This window comes from Campylobacter sp. CNRCH_2016_3089, assembly GCF_025772505.1.
Classification (GTDB): domain Bacteria; phylum Campylobacterota; class Campylobacteria; order Campylobacterales; family Campylobacteraceae; genus Campylobacter_D; species Campylobacter_D lari_D.
Genome location: NZ_JAKMSF010000004.1, coordinates 129902 through 148236 on the forward strand (window position 1 = coordinate 129902; position 18335 = coordinate 148236).

The 18335-nt window shown below is 29.2% G+C and carries 16 protein-coding genes; 5 read left to right on the forward strand and 11 right to left on the reverse strand.

The features are described 5' to 3' along the window. Positions 1–39 precede the first annotated feature (39 nt). From L8W69_RS04015 to dnaA, 10 genes are all read right to left on the reverse strand, one after another. Complete coding sequence (locus tag L8W69_RS04015; protein WP_263666492.1) at positions 40–792, reverse strand: urease accessory protein UreD; 753 nt, start codon at positions 790–792, stop codon at positions 40–42. A gap of 1 nt (position 793) precedes the next feature. Continuing rightward, complete coding sequence (ureG, locus tag L8W69_RS04020; protein ID WP_039617044.1) at positions 794–1393, reverse strand: urease accessory protein UreG; 600 nt, start codon at positions 1391–1393, stop codon at positions 794–796. A gap of 10 nt (positions 1394–1403) precedes the next feature. Next, entirely contained in the window at positions 1404–2072 is a 669-nt protein-coding gene (locus L8W69_RS04025; protein WP_263666493.1) for an urease accessory protein UreF, read from the reverse strand. 2 nt (positions 2073–2074) lie between these two features. Then, positions 2075–2542 carry an urease accessory protein UreE gene (locus tag L8W69_RS04030; protein WP_052243344.1) on the reverse strand — a complete coding sequence of 156 codons (468 nt, stop codon included), beginning with the start codon at positions 2540–2542 and terminating at the stop codon, positions 2075–2077. Then, entirely contained in the window at positions 2542–4239 is a 1698-nt protein-coding gene (gene ureC / locus L8W69_RS04035) for an urease subunit alpha (RefSeq protein ID WP_263666494.1), read from the reverse strand. The genes L8W69_RS04030 and ureC overlap by 1 nt, the downstream gene beginning before the upstream one ends. Further along, positions 4236–4907, reverse strand: coding sequence for an urease subunit beta (gene ureB, locus L8W69_RS04040; RefSeq protein ID WP_133319084.1), 672 nt, complete (start codon positions 4905–4907; stop codon positions 4236–4238). The genes ureC and ureB overlap by 4 nt, the downstream gene beginning before the upstream one ends. 48 nt (positions 4908–4955) lie before the next feature. Continuing rightward, the gene (locus tag L8W69_RS04045) at positions 4956–5153 is read right to left on the reverse strand and encodes a hypothetical protein (RefSeq protein ID WP_133319083.1); all 198 of its coding nucleotides are present in this window, start codon (positions 5151–5153) and stop codon (positions 4956–4958) included. Between the two features lie 275 nt (positions 5154–5428). Further along, positions 5429–7747 (reverse strand): DNA topoisomerase (ATP-hydrolyzing) subunit B, encoded by a 2319-nt coding sequence (gene gyrB, locus L8W69_RS04050; RefSeq protein ID WP_133319082.1) that lies wholly within the window; start codon positions 7745–7747, stop codon positions 5429–5431. A gap of 9 nt (positions 7748–7756) precedes the next feature. Next, a complete protein-coding gene (gene dnaN, locus L8W69_RS04055; protein ID WP_039617031.1) occupies positions 7757–8824 on the reverse strand; it encodes a DNA polymerase III subunit beta in 1068 nt (355 codons plus the stop codon). 132 nt (positions 8825–8956) lie between these two features. Then, complete coding sequence (gene dnaA, locus L8W69_RS04060; protein WP_263666495.1) at positions 8957–10285, reverse strand: chromosomal replication initiator protein DnaA; 1329 nt, start codon at positions 10283–10285, stop codon at positions 8957–8959. 122 nt (positions 10286–10407) lie between these two features. On the opposite strand from dnaA, the gene ruvC reads away from it, so the two are divergent. Continuing rightward, a complete protein-coding gene (ruvC, locus tag L8W69_RS04065) occupies positions 10408–10884 on the forward strand; it encodes a crossover junction endodeoxyribonuclease RuvC (RefSeq protein ID WP_039627288.1) in 477 nt (158 codons plus the stop codon). 2 nt (positions 10885–10886) lie between these two features. On the opposite strand, the gene L8W69_RS04070 is transcribed toward ruvC, so the two are convergent. Next, positions 10887–11519: a hypothetical protein gene (locus tag L8W69_RS04070; protein WP_133319079.1), complete on the reverse strand. Its 633-nt coding sequence runs from the start codon at positions 11517–11519 to the stop codon at positions 10887–10889. A 121-nt stretch (positions 11520–11640) separates the two neighbouring features. Here L8W69_RS04070 and L8W69_RS04075 point away from each other — a divergent pair, with 121 nt between their 5' ends. The 4 genes from L8W69_RS04075 (at position 11641) to L8W69_RS04090 (ending at position 18332) form a co-directional block, all read left to right on the forward strand. Then, positions 11641–12261, forward strand: coding sequence for a DUF305 domain-containing protein (locus L8W69_RS04075; protein ID WP_263666496.1), 621 nt, complete (start codon positions 11641–11643; stop codon positions 12259–12261). A 575-nt stretch (positions 12262–12836) separates the two neighbouring features. After that, the gene (locus tag L8W69_RS04080) at positions 12837–15842 is read left to right on the forward strand and encodes a type I restriction endonuclease subunit R (RefSeq protein WP_263666497.1); all 3006 of its coding nucleotides are present in this window, start codon (positions 12837–12839) and stop codon (positions 15840–15842) included. Next, entirely contained in the window at positions 15835–17031 is a 1197-nt protein-coding gene (locus tag L8W69_RS04085) for a restriction endonuclease subunit S (protein WP_258108457.1), read from the forward strand. Before L8W69_RS04080 ends, L8W69_RS04085 begins: the two co-directional genes overlap by 8 nt. After that, positions 17028–18332 carry an AAA family ATPase gene (locus tag L8W69_RS04090; protein ID WP_258108458.1) on the forward strand — a complete coding sequence of 435 codons (1305 nt, stop codon included), beginning with the start codon at positions 17028–17030 and terminating at the stop codon, positions 18330–18332. The genes L8W69_RS04085 and L8W69_RS04090 overlap by 4 nt, the downstream gene beginning before the upstream one ends. The last annotated feature ends 3 nt before the right edge of the window (positions 18333–18335 follow it).

The window sequence follows — 18335 nt, forward strand, 5'->3', positions numbered from 1 at the left end:
CCTTAGTTTGTTTTTAAAACTTTATAATACCACAATATTTTATATTTTATTTTGACAAAATTTAAAAAGCTTATCTTGAAGTAAAAGTAATTTTTCACTTTCATTACTAAGAATTTTTATACACAAACCCTCATAAAAAAGTTGATTTATATCGTCAAATGAAGCTTTTAATTCTTCATAAAACTCATCATATCCAAAAAGATAAATACTCAAATAATGCGTATAATTTGCAAAAAAATTTAAATCATTTTCTTTCATATAAGAAGGATTGATTTTAATTTTATCATTTAAAATTAAAGTATCATTTCTATAAATTTGAGTTAAATTCTCATAATTTTTAAAAGCAAATTTTTCATCCATAGCCACTCTACCAAAAATAACAAAATCAACATAAACTAATCTTGAAAAAGAAGCTAGATTAATCTTTGTATTTTGTATAAAATTTGCATTTTCTTGAAGCAAAAGTGGCTTTGGCATATAAAAAAAGCTTGCATTTTCTTCAAGAGTAAAATCAATATTTTTACTCGCAAAAGAATCTTTAGTATCATATACCTTTTCATAACTTTGTGTGAGTATAGCGGTGTTTGTACTTTTCTTACATATGATTTCAAAACTTAAATGATCCTCTTTAAAAATTCCGGCACTAGAATTTAAAACATATATACTAGTTAATTTTTTATCATAAAAATTCCTCATAAGTTTAAAAGGAGGAGTAAAAAAAGAATTTTTTATGATAGTTTTTTCATTGATAGTATCTAATGTAAGTTTAAAAACACTCTTTTGAGCAAACAAATCAATCCTTTAAAAGTGTGTATTTTTTAATCCAAGTAATGATTTCTTCTAAACCTTCTTTAGTTTGAAGATTGCTCATGATAAAAGGTCTATCTCCACGCATTTTTAAAGTATCTTCTTGCATGATTTTTAAAGAAGCATTTACATAAGGAGCTAAGTCTATTTTATTGATAATCATTAAATCAGATCTACAAATAGCAGGACCACCTTTGCGTGGAATTTTTTCTCCTTGAGCAACATCTATAACAAAGATAAAAAAATCCACAAGTTCAGGTGAAAAAGTCATTGATAAATTATCTCCACCACTTTCTATAAAAATAAGATCTAAATCACTAAAACGCTCTTGTAAAAGTTCAACAGCTTCAAGATTACAAGAAGCATCTTCTCTAATGGCTGTATGAGGACAACCTCCAGTTTGCACTCCAATGATTCTTTCTTTTTCAAGAACGCCTTGTTTGATTAAAAAATTTGCATCTTCATTTGTATAAATATCATTCGTAATTACAGCCAAAGAAAGCTCATCTTTTAAAGCTTGACATAAATTTAATACTAAAGCTGTTTTACCACTACCTACAGGACCACCTATGCCTATTTTAACCATTATAACCCTTTTAAGAAATATAAATTTTAAATGCTAAATTTTGGTGTTTTATACCCAAATAATCATTTAAGATATTGTGATTTTCACACCAATCTTTTAAAGTTAAATTTTGTAATTTAGAAAGAACCTTTTGAAAATCTTGCTGTAATTGAAAAAGTAAAATCTGTCCTTCATTTTGTGATAAAGGCACGATTTTTACAAGAATATTAACAAAATTACTCATTAAAGCAAATAAAAAACTTTCATACATAAAATCAAGCTCATTATCTTTACAAAATAAAGCATACACAAAAGGATAAATAGGAGTTTGATTTCCTTTAATGTATTGATTTAATAAAGGATTTGATAATCCATAAAGACTGACATTTTTTACAAAGCGTTTAGCTAGAAAAACATAAGCTTGACTTTGTTCTTTTGCAACTATACTTGATAAAAACTTTCTTTGATAAATTAGTAAATTTTTTACATCATTTGCGTTTTCATAAGCTATTTTCAAAGCTAAAAGCTCAAAATATAAAATATTAGAATAAAGCTGAGTTTTTAAAACTTTTTTTGTATCTTCTATATTTTTTATATAAGCAAAATTCACATAAGATTCTAAACCAAAAGAATGTGAAAAAGCTCCTATAGGAAAAGAAGAATCACTAATTTGTAAAAGTAAAAAATTTAATTTATTCATCTTTATTCTTTAATAAGTTTAAAATTTGGATCAACTTGGATAAAACTTGGCATATCAAGCATATATTTTGGCTCTAAAATTTCCTCACATTTTTCGTATTTTATATTAAATTTTTCTAAAAACCTTATGATAGAGTTTTGTTCTAAAGTAAGAAGTTTATGATCTTTATAAAATAAATTTAAGTGCATATTGCCCACTTGATAACTTATTAAAGCAAGGTTGTATTCATTTTCTATGTGAATTTTTAAAACCTTTTCAGGTTTAATTTTTACTAAAATCAAAAAATCCTCATCATATAAACAGTCATTATGATTTAAACCTTTATTATCAGGCATTTTTATAGCGACATCTAGTCCTTTTAAAGTCGTTGTTCTTAATATCTTTTTAAAAGTATCAAACCAACTAAGCTCTAAAAAATCGCATTCTTTGTTTAAATCATAATGCGTTATTTTATTTTGAAGTAAAATCATTAAATCATAAAATATTTTCTAGCTAAAGCTAAAGAATCAACGCTCTTAGAGCTAATAAGCTCACCATTTATTTTTACTTCATAAGTTTGTGGATTTACTTCTATATTTTGAACTTTATCATTAAATTTCAAGTCTTTTTTAGTGATATTTCTACAATTTTTTACTGCAACACATTTTCTTTTTAAGCTTAATTTTTCAGGCATATTAGCTTCTAAAGAAGCTTTAGAAACAAAATGTAAAGCATTTTCATTTAAATTTGCACCAAACATTTTTTCATAGATAATAGGCTCAGGTGTTGGGATAGAAGCATTAGCATCGCCTATTTTTGCACCTACTATCAAGCCACCTTTTAAAATAAGCTTTGGTTTTACTCCAAAAAATTTAGGTTGCCAAAGCACTAAATCAGCAAATTTTCCTACTTCAATAGAACCAACATAACTATCAATCCCATGTGCAATAGCAGGATTTATAGTATATTTTGCTATGTAGCGCTTAATACGGAAATTATCATCTAAATCATTATCTTCTTTCAAAGCACCAAATTCTTTTTTACATTTATCAGCACTTTGCCATGTTCTTAAAATCACCTCACCTACACGTCCCATAGCTTGAGAATCACTACTCATAATGCTAAAAACACCCATATCATGAAGTTTATCTTCTGCTGCTATAGTTTCAGGACGAATTCTACTATCTGCAAATTCAACATCTTCTTTGATTTTATTATCTAAATGATGACAAACCATAAGCATATCTAAATGCTCATCAATGGTATTTTTAGTAAAAGGCATAGTAGGATTAGTACTTGCAGGTAAAACATTTTCAAAACCTGCCATTTTAATAATATCAGGAGCATGGCCACCACCTGCACCTTCAGTGTGAAAAGTATGGATAACTCTACCATTAATAGCTTTAATCGTATCTTCTACAAAACCTGCTTCATTTAAAGTATCTGTATGGATAGCTACTTGTATATCCATTTCATCAGCTATATTTAAACTAGTATCAATCACACTAGAAGTAGCACCCCAATCTTCATGAATTTTTAAGCCGCATGCACCAGCTATGATTTGCTCTTTTAAAGCATTTTTATTACTTGAATTTCCTTTACCTAAAAAGCCAAAATTCATAGGGTAATTTTGCGTAGCTTTTAACATAGAATGTATATGATAAGCCCCACTTGTGCAAGTTGTAGCATTTGTTCCCTCACTTGGTCCTATACCACCTCCTATCATAGTAGTAACACCACTATATAAGGCACATTCAATTTGAGTTGGGGAGATAAAATGTATATGAGTATCAATACCACCTGCAGTTACTATTAAACCTTCTGCACCGATAATATCTGTACTTGTACCTATAACTAAGCTAGGATCAACTCCATCTTGTATATCAGGATTACCTGCTTTTCCTATACCTACTATATAGCCATTTTTTATCCCAATATCTGCTTTATAAATACCGGTATAATCAACAATCAAAGCATTAGTTAAAACTAAATCCGGAAAGTCTCCCTCACTCACACTTTGAGCCATACCATCTCTAATATTTTTACCACCACCAAATTTAACTTCTTCGCCATATAAAGTATAATCTTTTTCTACTCTTAAAATCAAATCTGTATCTGCTAATCTTACTCTATCATTAGTTGTTGGACCATACATATTCACATAGTCTTTTTTGCTAATCTTAATCAAAGAAATCCTTTCTCTTTTGCTTTTGATAAAGCTTTAGTTTTATTTTCATCATTGATAAAATCATCACAAAGATTATTAAAACCTAAAACCTTTTTTAAACCACCAAATTCTATTAAACTTACTGTTTTTTCTTCACCTGGTTCAAATCTCACACTTGTTCCTGAAGCGATATTTAACCTTTTACCATAAGCTTTTTCTCTGTCAAAAGACAAAAAGCGATTAACTTCAAAGAAATGAAAATGCGAACCAACTTGTATAGGACGATCACCTTTATTGCTTACTTTAATTTCTATAGAAGTTTTATTTTCATTAAGCACAATAAATTCTGATGATAAAAATATCTCTCCAGCTTTTATTTTATCATCATTTGCTATAGGCTCATGTATAGTAACTAATTTTGTGCCATCTTCAAAAGGAAGTTCTATTTGAATTTCTTCAAGCATACTTGCAACACCATCAATCACATCTTCACTTGTAAGTAAAGTTTTCCCTATACTCATCAATTCACTCACACTTAAATTTTTTCTTGCAAGTTCCATTAATTCATAACATATATAAGCTAAAGCTTCATTATAATTTAATTTTATTTTTTGCTCTTTTCTATCTTTAGCGATTTTCCCTGCATAATGAAGCATTAATCGTTGCAATTGCTGCTGAGTAAAATGCATTTTAATCCTTATAAATTTTTTAGATATTATATAACTATTTGCTTGCTTTTAAGCAAAAAATTCTATTACATTTTTTAATTCTATTTTATAGTCTTTTTGAATTTCTATAAAAGGAAGATTTAAATTTTCACATTGAGCTTTAAATTTTTGATGATTTAAAATAAGAGTGTTTATTTCTTCTTTTTCACTAAATAAACGCTTTTCTATAACATTTTCATTTTGATAGATTAATTCATAATTTTGCAAAATATATTCTTTTGAAAAAACGATATAAAGTATTTTAATATCAGAATGATTTTGAAATTTTTGTAACTTTTTTGGAGTAAGATAAAATCCTTCAATGATTAAATTTTGTTTATTTTCTATACAAATTTAAATCATACCATCTACAATAGGAAACAAAAAATCAGTTATTTTTTCATCCTCATCTACTCTAAAAGGACAATTTTTCAAGAAGTCTTTGAGCAAGCAAGGTCTTTCCACTATGACCTTGCCCTCCAGTTAAAAAAATCATTTAAAAATTAAACATCCAAATGTTTAACATCTTTAGCATGAGCTTGTATATACTCACGGCGTGGTTCTACATCATCACCCATGAAAAGGTTGAAAGTATCATTTGCTCTTTGAGCATCTTCTATGGTGATCTTTAACAAACGACGATTACTTGGATCCATAGTTGTTTCCCAAAGTTGTTCAGGATTCATCTCACCAAGACCTTTATAGCGTTGTATATAAGCACCTTTTTTAGCATTTTTTTCAACTTCATCTAAAATTTCTAAAATATCTTTATCAAATTTTAAATCTCTATCTTTAATTTTTTGATAAATATAATTTGCCTCTTCATATAAAGGATTAGCAAACAAATCATCATTGATGATAAGCTCTTCTAGACCATTTTCAGTTTGCACATAAACACGAATTTCATTTTCATTGATATATGAATTTAAGATATTGTGATTTTGTTTTTCTAAAAATTCTTTTATGACTTTAAATAATTCTTCATTAGAAGCTTTTATCAAATCAGGATTTTCTATCAAATACCTAATCACTGAAATTACATTAAATCTTTTTTCTAATTCTTTTAAAACACTTCTATAAGCTGCAACGATTTTTAGAAAATCTTTTAAATCATTTAATCCTATGCCCTCATAAGTAGAACTTTCTATACCTGTTTCGATCAAATAATCATTTAAAGCTTTTTCATCTTTTAGATAAATTTCTTTTTTCTGACCTTTTTTATAACGATATAAAGGTGGTTGAGCTAAATAAATATGTCCATTTGCTACAAGATCATTCATAAAACGGAAGAAAAATGTCAAAAGCAAAGTTTGTATGTGAGAACCATCTACATCAGCATCTGTCATAATGATGATTTTATGATATCTTAGTTTTTCTATATCAAACTCATCACCGATCCCACAACCAAAAGCTGTGATCATATTTTGAATTTGTTCACTTTTTAAAATTTTATCTAGTCTTGCTTTTTCAACATTGAGTATTTTACCTCTTAAAGGTAAAATCGCTTGGAAAGTTCTTTCTCTACCTTGTTTTGCAGAACCTCCTGCACTATCACCCTCAACTAAATAAATTTCGCTTTCACTTGGATCTTTACTTTGACAATCAGCTAATTTTCCTGGTAAAGTCCCTACACTTGAACTTTCTTTTTTACGGGTTAATTCTCTAGCTTTTTTAGCTGCTTCTCTACCACGAGCTGCCATTAAAGCTTTATTCATGATAGCTTTTGCTTCGATAGGATTTTCTTCAAAATATTTTGTCAAATATTCAAAAGAAGCCTTAGAAACTATAGGTCTAACATAGCTTGAACCTAATTTTCCTTTAGTTTGTCCTTCAAATTGTGGCTCAGGTACTTTAACACTTACAACTGCTATTAAACCTTCTCTTACATCATCACCTGTGATTTTAGAGTCTTTCTCTCTAGCACTAGCATTTGCTTCAATGTAATTGCTAATAACACGAGTTAAGCCCATTCTAAAACCTGCTTCGTGCGTTCCACCATCTGGAGTTTTGATATTATTTACAAAAGAAAGTAAATTTTCACTATAACTATCATTATAAAGCAATGCTACTTCAACATTTACATCTTCTTCATCTACATTAAAAAATATAGCCTTAGTTAGAGCTTGTTTTTTATTTAAATCTGTAACAAACTGACTTATACCACCTTCAAAATGAAAACTTTCTGCTTTTCCTACGCGGTTATCTTTAAAATTTATAGTAATTTTTGGATTTAAATATGCAAGTTCACGAAATCTTTTAGCTAAAATTTCATAATCAAAATCAGTCACTTCAAAAATTTGATCATCTGGCCAAAATTCTATGATTGTTCCTGTTTTTTTACTTTTACCTATGGTTTCAAAATTACTTGTAACTTTACCTTCTGAAAATTCTTGGCGATAAATTTCTCCATCTCTATGCACTGTAGCAACTAATTTTTTTGATAAAGCATTTACAACGCTTACACCAACCCCGTGTAAACCACCTGAAACTTTATAAGTATCTTTATCAAATTTTCCACCTGCATGAAGCACGGTTAAAACTACAGTTAAAGTAGGGATATTTTCAGTAGGGTGAATTCCCACAGGAATTCCTCTACCATTATCACTTACTATACAAGAGCCTTCTGTAGTAATTTCTACATTAATCGTATCACAAAAACCTGCCATAGCTTCATCAATAGAATTATCCACTACTTCATAAATCATATGATGAAGACCGCCTATATTGGTATCACCTATATACATACCAGGGCGTTTTCTAACAGCTTCTAAGCCTTTTAAAACTTTAATATTTCCTGCGCCATAATTTTGATTTTCTTGCATTTATTTTCCTTATAAAATAACTGGCATAATTACAGTTTGTAATTCTTCACTTGAAACTAAAAACGCCATATGAGGTTCATTTATGCTAAGTTTGAATGTTTCACTTTCAATAGAATTTAAAAAGTCAGTGATGAATTTATTTTTTATGCAAAGATTAAATTCTTCATCTATATTAAGTTCCATTTCAAGTTCAGTTTTTGCTTCCATATTATCTAAACTAATACCTTCAAATACAAGTTTATCTTTATGGAAATTTAATTTCATTTTTTCAGTAATTACATTGATTTTTTTCAATGCATCCATAAATTCTTCTGTTTTAAAAATAAATTCTTTTGTAATATTTTTTGGAATTACTCTTTCATAATCAGGGAATTTATCATTAATAAGTTTTGTGAAAAACTCAAAATTATCATTTTTTGCAATCAATATATTTTCATCATAATAAATTTCAATTTTTTCAAAAAAGATTTTTTGCATTTCTAAAATAGCTTTTTTAGGGATACAAAGATTAAATTCTTTTTCATTTGTTTTATTTAGTGTAAAAACTGCTAAGCGTTTAGTATCTGTTCCTACAAAGCTAATGTGGGTTGTTTTTATATCAAGTAAAGCACCATTTAAAGAATACTTTGGATTATTTGTATCAACTGCAGGTAGGATTTTTTTCAAAGATCTACTTAAATCACTTGAATCAATATCAAATTTATCTTTTCCTTCAGTGCTTGGGAAATTTGGAAAATCTTCATAATTAAACATAGGAAGTTTATATTTAGTTCCTTTTTGTCTAATAAAAAGGAAATTTTCTATAGTTTCTAAGACCACATCTTCATTATTTAAACTTTTAATGATATCTAAAATACTTTTAGCATTAGCAGTTGCAAAACCTGCACTTTCAACTTTAATTTTTTTGATTTTATAGTTAATACCTATTTCATAATCACTTGCCCTTATGATTAATTTATCTTCAACTACTTCAAAAAGTAAGTGAGAAGCGATGTTGCTTGAGTCTTTTTTATCTACATAAGAGTTAGTTAAAACTATGGCAGATTCTAAAGTGTTTTTATTAATGCTAATTTTCATTTTTACTTCCTTTGTTTTTTAAATTTATTTTATCATAATAATAAGCAATGTGAAAATGTGAAATGCTTTTTAAAAGCCTTTTTTTATAGAAATTTTATTCATAGAATAAAATTTTTTATTTTTCACTTTTATTCACAGGGTGCTTTTTATTTTTGTTAAAATTTTATTTCTTAATTCTTCTACTATGGCTTTTAGGTTTTCATTTTCGCTCATTAACTCTTGAATTTTTTTAATATTATGTGAAATGGCAGTGTGATCTTTCATATTAAAAAATCTAGCAAGTTGAGGCATAGACATAGTTGTAAGCTCTCTTGCTAAATATATCACAACCCTTCTTGCCATAACGATATTTTGTGTTTTTTTATTTGATTTTATATCATTTGATTTAAGATTATAGCTTTTTGAAACATCAGCAAGTATGTCTTCAACACTAATATTTTCTTTTGTTTCTTTAATGTGATCTTTCATAAAGCTTTTAACGATTTCTAAAGTGATTTCTTGATTAAAAAGCCTTGCTTGGGCATTTAGATTTGTAATCATACCTTCAATTTCTCGGATGTTATCTCCCATTGAAGTAGCGATGTAGCTTATGACTTCAGGTTTGAGATAAATAGCATTAAATTCGCATTTTTTCTTGATAATTGCGATTTTTGTATCAAGCTGAGGTGGAGTGATATCTGCGATGATCCCATTTGCAAAACGGCTTTTTAAGCGTTCTGTTATGCCTTTTAACATATTTGGAGGATTATCACTTGTCATGATGATTTGTCCAAATTTTTCTTTTATTTCATTAAAAGTAAAGAAAAATTCTTCTTGAATTTTATCTGTTTTACCTAAAAACTGCACATCATCGATGAGTAAGACATCACAATTTTTGTATTTTTCATGAAATTTACTCATAGTTTTGTTATTTAAATGCATGGTAAAATCATTGATAAAATTATCACTTGTAGCATAAATAACCTTATATCCATTATCTAAGCACACATTTCCGACAGCTTGAAGCAAGTGAGTTTTTCCAAGTCCTGTAGGGCCATAGATAAAGATAGGGTTGTATAATTTTCCAAGTTTGCTTTTATCGGTAATAGCTTTGCAAGTTGCATAGGCAAATTGATTAGAATCTCCTACAACAAAGCTTTCAAAAGTAAAAGAAGGATTTAAAATAGTACTTTGAAATTTAATCTGTGAAATATCTGTAGAAAAATGTTTTTTCTCTATCTTTTGATCATTTGTAATAATTTTAACTTGAGGGTTAATCCCTGTTTTTATTTCATAAAAATAAGCTAGTTTTTGTGCGTATTTTGTTTGTATAAATTTAGCTAAAAAATGATTTGGTGCGATAAATACTAAGATATTATTTTTACTTAATTTTTCACTAAATTGTAAGTGAGAAATATAAGTATTGTATTCGTTATTGCTAATTTCAGTTTTAAATTCAAATAAAAAATCTTTTATATTCATTATTATTCTTATAAATTAAGATGTAAAACTTGAAATTCTAGCTTATTTTTTATAAAAAATGGTTAAAATTATTCACATAAAAATTTAAATTTCACATCTATGTGAATAAAAAGGTGAAAAGTTTGAAAGTTTTAGGGATAGATCCTGGTTCTAGATATTGTGGATATGCTATTGTAGAAAGAATAAATAATAAAAATCAACTCATAGAAGCAGGGCTTATCAAAATCAAACCCAATGATTTACAGTATCAAATCACAGAATTATGTGAAGGACTTGATCTAATCTTTAAAAATCATCAGTTTGATGAGGTAGCTATAGAAGATATATTTTTTGCTTATAATCCAAAAACGGTTCTAAAACTAGCACAATTTCGTGGAGCTTTGAGTTTAAAAATCTTACAAATTCATGGAGAATTTGCAGAATACACACCTTTACAAGTGAAAAAAACCGTAACAGGTAAAGCAAAAGCTACTAAAGAGCAAGTAGCTTTTATGGTAAAAAGATTACTTGGAATTTCAAAAGACATCAAACCACTTGATATTACCGATGCTATCGCAGTAGCTTTGACGCATTTAGCAAATTTGAGAGTAAAAAAGTAATTTTACTTTCCATTTCCTATAAAATAAATTTCAACATCATGTAGAAGTTTTTCACATACAGCAGAATCAGTATTTTTTTCTACTACTAGGTTGATATGATTTTTGGTATCTCTAAAACTTCCTGCAGATTTTGAATTTTTTAATTCTAATTTTTGATTATCTTTTAAATATTTAATAGTTATTACAAATTTATGTGCCGCGGTAGCTTCGCCTAGATTTGTTTCTATCAAAACATTCATATTTGATGCTTTTGCTAGGGTTGCTTGAGTTTTGTTAATCACTTCTTTCATTCTTCTATTGAGTTCTAAAATTCTTGAGATGAATTTATTATCTATACTTTCAAATGCTATTTTTAGTTTATTCATAATTTCTTGATTAGTAGGTTTATCAGGTGCTACATAAACCATATAAAGTCCATTTTTAATATCTACTTTAGTGCTTTTAGTATCACGCCCACTACCAAAAACTTTTATATATATAGCATTATCAAGATATACTCTATCTATCATAGGACCATAGATTTCATATTCTCTTTTTCTTACGATTACTTCTCTTGCGGCTACTTGAATTTTTACTGAACAATCATGAATTATAGGTTCCATTTCTTTTTTTATTTCAAGTAGTTCTTTTAGCATATAACATCCTTATTATTTTTTTAGTATTATAGATTATAACAAAAAAATGTTTTTTTCTTTGTTAATTTTAGTTTATATAATTTTTATAACATTCCAAAGTTATTTTAAAAAAAGGAAAAAAATGAAAATTAAAACTATAGTTTCAAGTTTAGTTTTAGCAAGTACTTTATTTGCTGCAAATTCTCATCATGCTCATCATGGAGCTTCTGGAAGTATTTCATCACAAATCATGATGAGTATGCATGAACCTATGATGAAAAATCCTTTAGTACAAAGCAATGACATAGAAAGAGATTTTTTAGCTAATATGATTCCACATCACCAAGGTGCTATTGATTCATCTAAGCTTTTATTAGAACATACTAAAAGTGAAGAGATGAAAAAAATCGCTCAAAATATCATAAAAGCTCAAGAAAAAGAAATCCAAGAATTTCAAGAAATTCTAGATAAAAATCTTTATACAAAAACTCAAATTAATGAAGAAACTTATAAAAAATTCGTTCAAGAAGAAAAAGAGTTAATGCAAAAAATGATGATTTTAATGAGTTCGGTTAAAGAAAGCAAAAACATCAATAAAGACTTTCTAGAAGCGATGATAGCACATCATCAAGGTGCGGTAGATGCTTCAAAACAAATTTTATTTTACTCTAAAGACAAAACTATCACCGATATAGCGAAAAAAATCATTTTAGATCAAGAAAAAGAAATCCAAGAATTTACGAATTTGTTAAAGTATATGTAGTGAATTGATCGAAAGAAATAAAAAATGGTGGTCCGATTGAGTTTTAACTAATATTTATAAAGGCTTATTTTTAGATATTTACAGTTTTTTATATTTTTTAAAGAACCCCAAAAAGAACCCTATTTAAAATATAAAAAGGGGAGGGTCACTCGAATACGCCACTATCCCCCTCTAATAAAATTATATCTTCTTATTTTAATAAGAAGATTAAAAAATAAGCCAAAATTTTAAAGTAAAGCTATTTGTAGAATTTTTAATGCAGGTTAATCAAAGGAGAGGGTCTCATTCCGCCACTATCCTCCTCTGATGAGATTATTATAACTTTTTATCCTGATAATTTAATAAGAAAATTTTTTATTTTTCTTTTTGGTTCTTTTTATTCTCTTTTTAATTTTTATAAAAAGAGAATAAAGCTACATTCTATATATGTTGTATTATATTGTATAATGTATACTTTTTAAAATATTTTATGTATCTTGATATATTATAGAATACATGTTTGATTCATATTATAATATACTATCGTATAGTATTTAAATTAAAAAAGTTTTAAGTTTAAGAAAGGGTGTATACTATTGAAAAGTGAGAAAATAATTGAACAGGGTTTTATTGAAAAACTTAAAAATTTAAAGTATATATACAGAGAAGATATTAAAGATAAAGCCTCTTTAGAGGAAAATTTTAGAAAGCATTTTCAAGAACTCAATAAAGTTAGTTTAAGTGATTCTGAATTCGCAAGATTAAAAGAAGATATTATCACAACAGATGTGTTTTTAGCGGCAAAAACCTTGAGAGAAATAAATACATTTAAGCGAGATGATGATACACCCCTACAGTATACTCTTGTAAACACAAATGATTGGTGTAAAAACGAATATGAGGTAATCAGTCAACTTCGTATAAATACAGAAAATAGCCATCACAGGTATGATGTTATTATTCTTATCAATGGTATTCCTGTTGTACAAGTTGAATTAAAGTCGTTACAAATTACTCCCAAAAAAGCAATGGAGCAGATTGTTAATTATAAAAATGATCCGGGAAACGGATATACAAATTCTCTACTCTGTTTTATACAGCTTTTTATTGTCAGCAATGAAAGCAACACTTGCTATTTTGCCAACAACAATAAAGAGCATTTTGCCTTTGATGCTGATGAACGCTTTTTACCTGTATATCAATTTGCCGATAAGGATAATAAAAAAATTACTCATTTATATGATTTTTCTGAGATTGTATTGCGTAAATGTGCTTTGGGTGAGCTGATTAGCAAATATATGGTCTTAGTAGCAAGTGAACAGAAAATGATGATTATGAGACCATATCAAATTTATGCGGTTAAAGCCATTATAGATTGCATTGAGCAAAACAGAGGAAATGGCTATATTTGGCATACAACAGGAAGTGGCAAAACTCTTACATCTTTTAAGACATCTACTTTATTAAAAGATAACAAAAATATAGCAAAATGCCTTTTTGTGGTGGACAGAAAGGATCTTGACCGACAGACTAGAGAAGAATTTAATAAATTTCAAGAAGGATGCGTAGAAGAAAACACCAATACGGAAACTTTAGTAAAAAGACTTGTTTCGAAGGACTATCGAGATAAAGTTATTGTAACTACCATTCAAAAGTTGGGTTTGGCACTTGACGAAGATAATAAGCGGAATAAAGAGAAAAAGAAAAAAGGTGAGCTTACATATAAAGAAAGATTGGCACCTTTAAAAGATAGCAGAATCGCAATTATCTTTGATGAATGTCATCGTTCGCAGTTTGGAGAAAACCATAAAGCAATCAAAAACTTTTTTCCAAAGGCTCAGCTGTTTGGATTTACTGGCACACCTATTTTTGAAGAAAACGCAACTTACAAGCAAGTTGATGGAACAATTGGTTCTTATACAACCACGAAGGATATTTTTGAAAAAGAACTGCATGCTTATACGATTACTCATGCTATTGATGACAGAAATGTATTGCGATTCCATATTGACTATCTCAAGCCGGAAAATGATAGAGATGCTTCAAGAATCAATAAGGAACAACAAAAAAAGGCTGTGGTGCAAACTATTCTGTCAAAACATGACACTATAACAAATAACAGAAGATATAACGCTATTTTAGCTACATCATCCATCAATGATGCTATTGAATATTACAACTTGTTCAAAGAAGCACAACAAAATTGTATTGATGCTGATGACAGTGAATTTAGGCCATTAAATATCGCCTGCGTATTCTCGCCGCCGGCAGAAGGTAATAAGGACGTTCAGCAAATTCAAGAGGATCTTCCGCAGGAAAAAGAAGACAACAAAAAAGAACCTGATAAAAAGAAACAAGCGTTAACCAGTATTATCAAAGACTATAATGAACAGTATGGAACCAGCCATGATATTAACAATTTTGATGTGTATTATCAGGATATACAGCAAAGAATTAAAGACCAGAAATATACTAACGCAGATTATCCTCATAAAAACAAAATTGACATTACCATTGTTGTGGATATGCTGCTGACCGGTTTTGATTCTAAGTATTTGAATACTTTATATGTAGATAAGAATTTAAAATATCATGGCTTGATTCAGGCATTTTCCAGAACAAATCGAGTTTTAAATGATACAAAACCTTATGGTAATATTCTTGATTTCAGAAGCCAGTCTGATGAAGTAGATAAAGCTATTGCTCGGTTTTCCGGTGAAAATAACAGTAATCGAGCAAAAGAAATATGGCTTGTTGATCCAGCACCAAAGGTTGTTGAGAAACTGGATAAGGCAGTAAGTGAATTAGAAAAGTTTATGGAATCTCAGGGATTGGAGTGCAAACCGGAAGAGGTAAACAACTTGAAAGGTGATGCCGCAAGGTGTGAATTTATCAATAAATTCAAGGAAGTACAGCGTTTGAAAACGCAGTTGGAGCAGTACACGGAAATTGAAGAAAAAGACGCAGAAAAAATCGAGGAGCTGTTGCCGGAGGATACCCTGCGTGCGTTCCGTGGTGCTTACATTGATGTGGCACAAAGGCTGAAATCTGAGCAAGGAAAAGAGAACGAGGATAAAAATCCTGAAGTTGAACAGCTCAATTTTGAGTTTGTTCTCTTTTCGTCTGCAATTATCGACTACGACTATATTATGAGATTAATTGCAAAATACACCCGGACCGAGCCGAAAAAGCAAAAAATGAGTAAAGAACAACTCATCGGAATGCTTTCGGCTACTTCCAATTTGCTTGATGAAAGAGAAGATATCATCGAATATATCGATTCTCTTCAAGTTGGCGTGGCTTTGGATGAAAAAGAAATCAAAGCAGGGTATCAGAAATTCAGAGAGCAGAAAAACAATCAGGAAATTAATATCATTGCGAAAAAACACGGCATTGAAATCCAAAGTTTGCAATCGTTTATTCAGGAAATTATTGACAGAATGATTTTTGACGGAGAAAAACTCGGTGACCTTTTGGCACCGCTTGACCTAAGCTGGAGAGAAAGAACGCAAAAAGAACTGGATTTGATGGCTGATTTGATTCCATTGTTAAAGAAACTGGCAGATGGTCGTGAAATTGTGGGGTTGAATGCGTATGAATAAGAAGAAAGAAATAGTGCCTAAGTTAAGATTTCCCGAGTTTTCTAAATCACATTGGGGGATTACTCGACTTAATGCACTTGCTGACAAAATAACAGAACGAAATAAAGGTGATGACACTAGTAGGGTTTTTACGAACTCTGCTACTGAAGGTGTTGTAGATCAAGAAGAATACTTTGATAGGAATATTGCAAACAAAAATAACCTAACAAATTATTTTGTTGTGGAAAAAGGTGATTATGTCTATAACCCCAGAATATCAACCACTGCACCGGTAGGTCCTATTTCTAAAAATAAACTCGGTATTGGGGTGATGTCTCCTCTGTACACTATATTTAGATTTAGAAATAAAGAAAATGATTTTTATGAGCATTTTTTTCTTACAAATTTATGGCATGCTTATATAAAAAAACTTTCAAATACAGGCGCAAGGTATGATCGTATAACAATATCAGTGGATAATTTTATGAAAATGCCACTTCCGTATACTTCTCCTGATGAACAACAAAAGATTGCTGATTGCCTATCCTCTATTGATGAACTGATTGACGCAGAAAGCAGAAAACTGAAAGTATTAGAAAAATACAAAAAAGGGTTGATGCAAAAGCTGTTCCCTGCTGAGGGGAAAACTCTGCCTGAATGGAGGTTCCCTGAGTGTAAAAACACTTATGAGATAAAAAGAAAACGATTGGCTGATGTTTGTTACTATAAATCATCTGCATTAACTACAAATGATGTTAAAATGGATGGTAAATATAATTTATATGATGCAAATAAAATAATTGGTAAAGTAAATATTTATGCTTCTGAAGATAGATATATTACAATAATAAAAGATGGTGCTGGTGTTGGTAGGGTTCGTTTAATGGATGGTTATACAAACTTTGTTGGAACAATGGGAATGATAAACAATAATGAGTTTGTTACAATAGATTATTTATATTACCTATTGCAAACTATTGATTTTAGGGTATATGCAATAGGAGGAACTATTCCACATATTTATTTTAGAGATTATTCAAAAAAAGAGATATTTCTGCCACATATAGGAGAACAACAAAAAATTGCAGATTGCTTGTCTGAGATAGATACCATAATTACCGAGCAGTCAAACAAGGTGGAACAGTTAAAAATACATAAAAAAGGATTAATGCAGGGATTGTTTCCTTCTCTTGAGGAGGTAGATGTATGAGTATAAATGTACCGGAAATAATTTCAAAAGAAGAATATAAAAAGCTTACTAATAAAACATTAAATAAACCGGATTTCCAGCAATATAAAAGTACCGTTACTAATAATTACAAGAGATCAAATGATCAAACAGAGTACCATCTAAAAGAAGGGCTAGCAGAACAAGTTCTTATCAAATTGGACTTTATTTTCAAACGAATTGGAGAATCTCAGTTTGAGAATTTGGAAGAAATTGCGAAGTATTTTCGAATGATGTTGGATGAAGAACGAAAAAAATACATTTTGTTATTTGCTTATAACGGTACCGGAAAAACAAGGTTATCTGCTGAATTTAAAACATTAGGTCAAATGCTAAATGAAGAAACCGGAGAAAAAACAGCAGACACATTGTATTATAACGCTTTTACGGAAGATCTTTTCTACTGGGACAATGACTTGGAAAACGATACAGATCGATTTTTAAAATTGAACAGTGATTCTAGATTTTTTTCTGGGTTAAAAGAGTTGGAAATGGAAAGCCGAATTAGGCCTTTTTTGCACCGGTATACTGACTTCGATTTTACAATTGATTATGACGAATACAAAATTAGCTTTTATAGAAATGTGACAATTGAAGGAGTCAGTCAAAGAATAGACAACATCAAGGTATCCCGTGGCGAAGAAAATATATTTGTTTGGTGTTTTTTCTTGGCAATTATGCAGTTGGTTGTTGATAAAGAGGAATCTTATAGTTGGGTCAAGTATATCTATATTGATGATCCAATTTCATCTCTTGATGATAACAATGTTATTGCAGTGGCAAGTCATTTAGTAAACTTAATGAGTGATGCGGATATCAAGGTTGTAATTTCATCACATCATACTCTTTTTTATAATGTTCTGTGTAATGAGATTGACAATCCAGAAAGACTGTTTTTTCAAAGGTTAACAAAAAACGGACTATATATATTAAAAGATACAAGCAACACACCGTTATTTTATCATGTCTCATTATTAAAAGAGTTGAAGAAAGTTGCTGATTCAGGGAAAATCTATAATTATCATTTTAATATTCTTAGGAATGTTTTAGAAAAAACAGCTGCTTTTCATGGTTATCAGCATTTTTCATCGTGTTTGCGAAAATTAGATAATGATGATGATTTCATTGTCCATAAAAGAATGGTAAATATTATGAGTCATGGAAACTATTCTGTTTTTGAGCCAGCCCCATTGACAGATGATAATAAGGAGTATTTTCGAAATATATTAGATAATTTTTTGGAAGATTATAAGTTTAATCAAAAGATATTTGATACAGAATAGGCA

Excerpts from the sequence above, each read along its gene's own strand:
- L8W69_RS04070 (WP_133319079.1), bottom strand. The coding sequence starts at position 11,519 with ATGCTAAAAGAACTACTTGAAATAAAAAAAGAAATGGAACCTATAATT.
- L8W69_RS04030 (WP_052243344.1), bottom strand. The coding sequence starts at position 2,542 with ATGATTTTACTTCAAAATAAAATAACGCATTATGATTTAAACAAAGAA.
- ureG (WP_039617044.1), bottom strand. The coding sequence starts at position 1,393 with ATGGTTAAAATAGGCATAGGTGGTCCTGTAGGTAGTGGTAAAACAGCT.
- dnaN (WP_039617031.1), bottom strand. The coding sequence starts at position 8,824 with ATGAAAATTAGCATTAATAAAAACACTTTAGAATCTGCCATAGTTTTA.
- L8W69_RS04085 (WP_258108457.1), top strand. The coding sequence starts at position 15,835 with ATGAATAAGAAGAAAGAAATAGTGCCTAAGTTAAGATTTCCCGAGTTT.
- gyrB (WP_133319082.1), bottom strand. The coding sequence starts at position 7,747 with ATGCAAGAAAATCAAAATTATGGCGCAGGAAATATTAAAGTTTTAAAA.
- L8W69_RS04025 (WP_263666493.1), bottom strand. The coding sequence starts at position 2,072 with ATGAATAAATTAAATTTTTTACTTTTACAAATTAGTGATTCTTCTTTT.
- ureB (WP_133319084.1), bottom strand. The coding sequence starts at position 4,907 with ATGCATTTTACTCAGCAGCAATTGCAACGATTAATGCTTCATTATGCA.
- L8W69_RS04075 (WP_263666496.1), top strand. The coding sequence starts at position 11,641 with ATGAAAATTAAAACTATAGTTTCAAGTTTAGTTTTAGCAAGTACTTTA.
- L8W69_RS04090 (WP_258108458.1), top strand. The coding sequence starts at position 17,028 with ATGAGTATAAATGTACCGGAAATAATTTCAAAAGAAGAATATAAAAAG.
- dnaA (WP_263666495.1), bottom strand. The coding sequence starts at position 10,285 with ATGAATATAAAAGATTTTTTATTTGAATTTAAAACTGAAATTAGCAAT.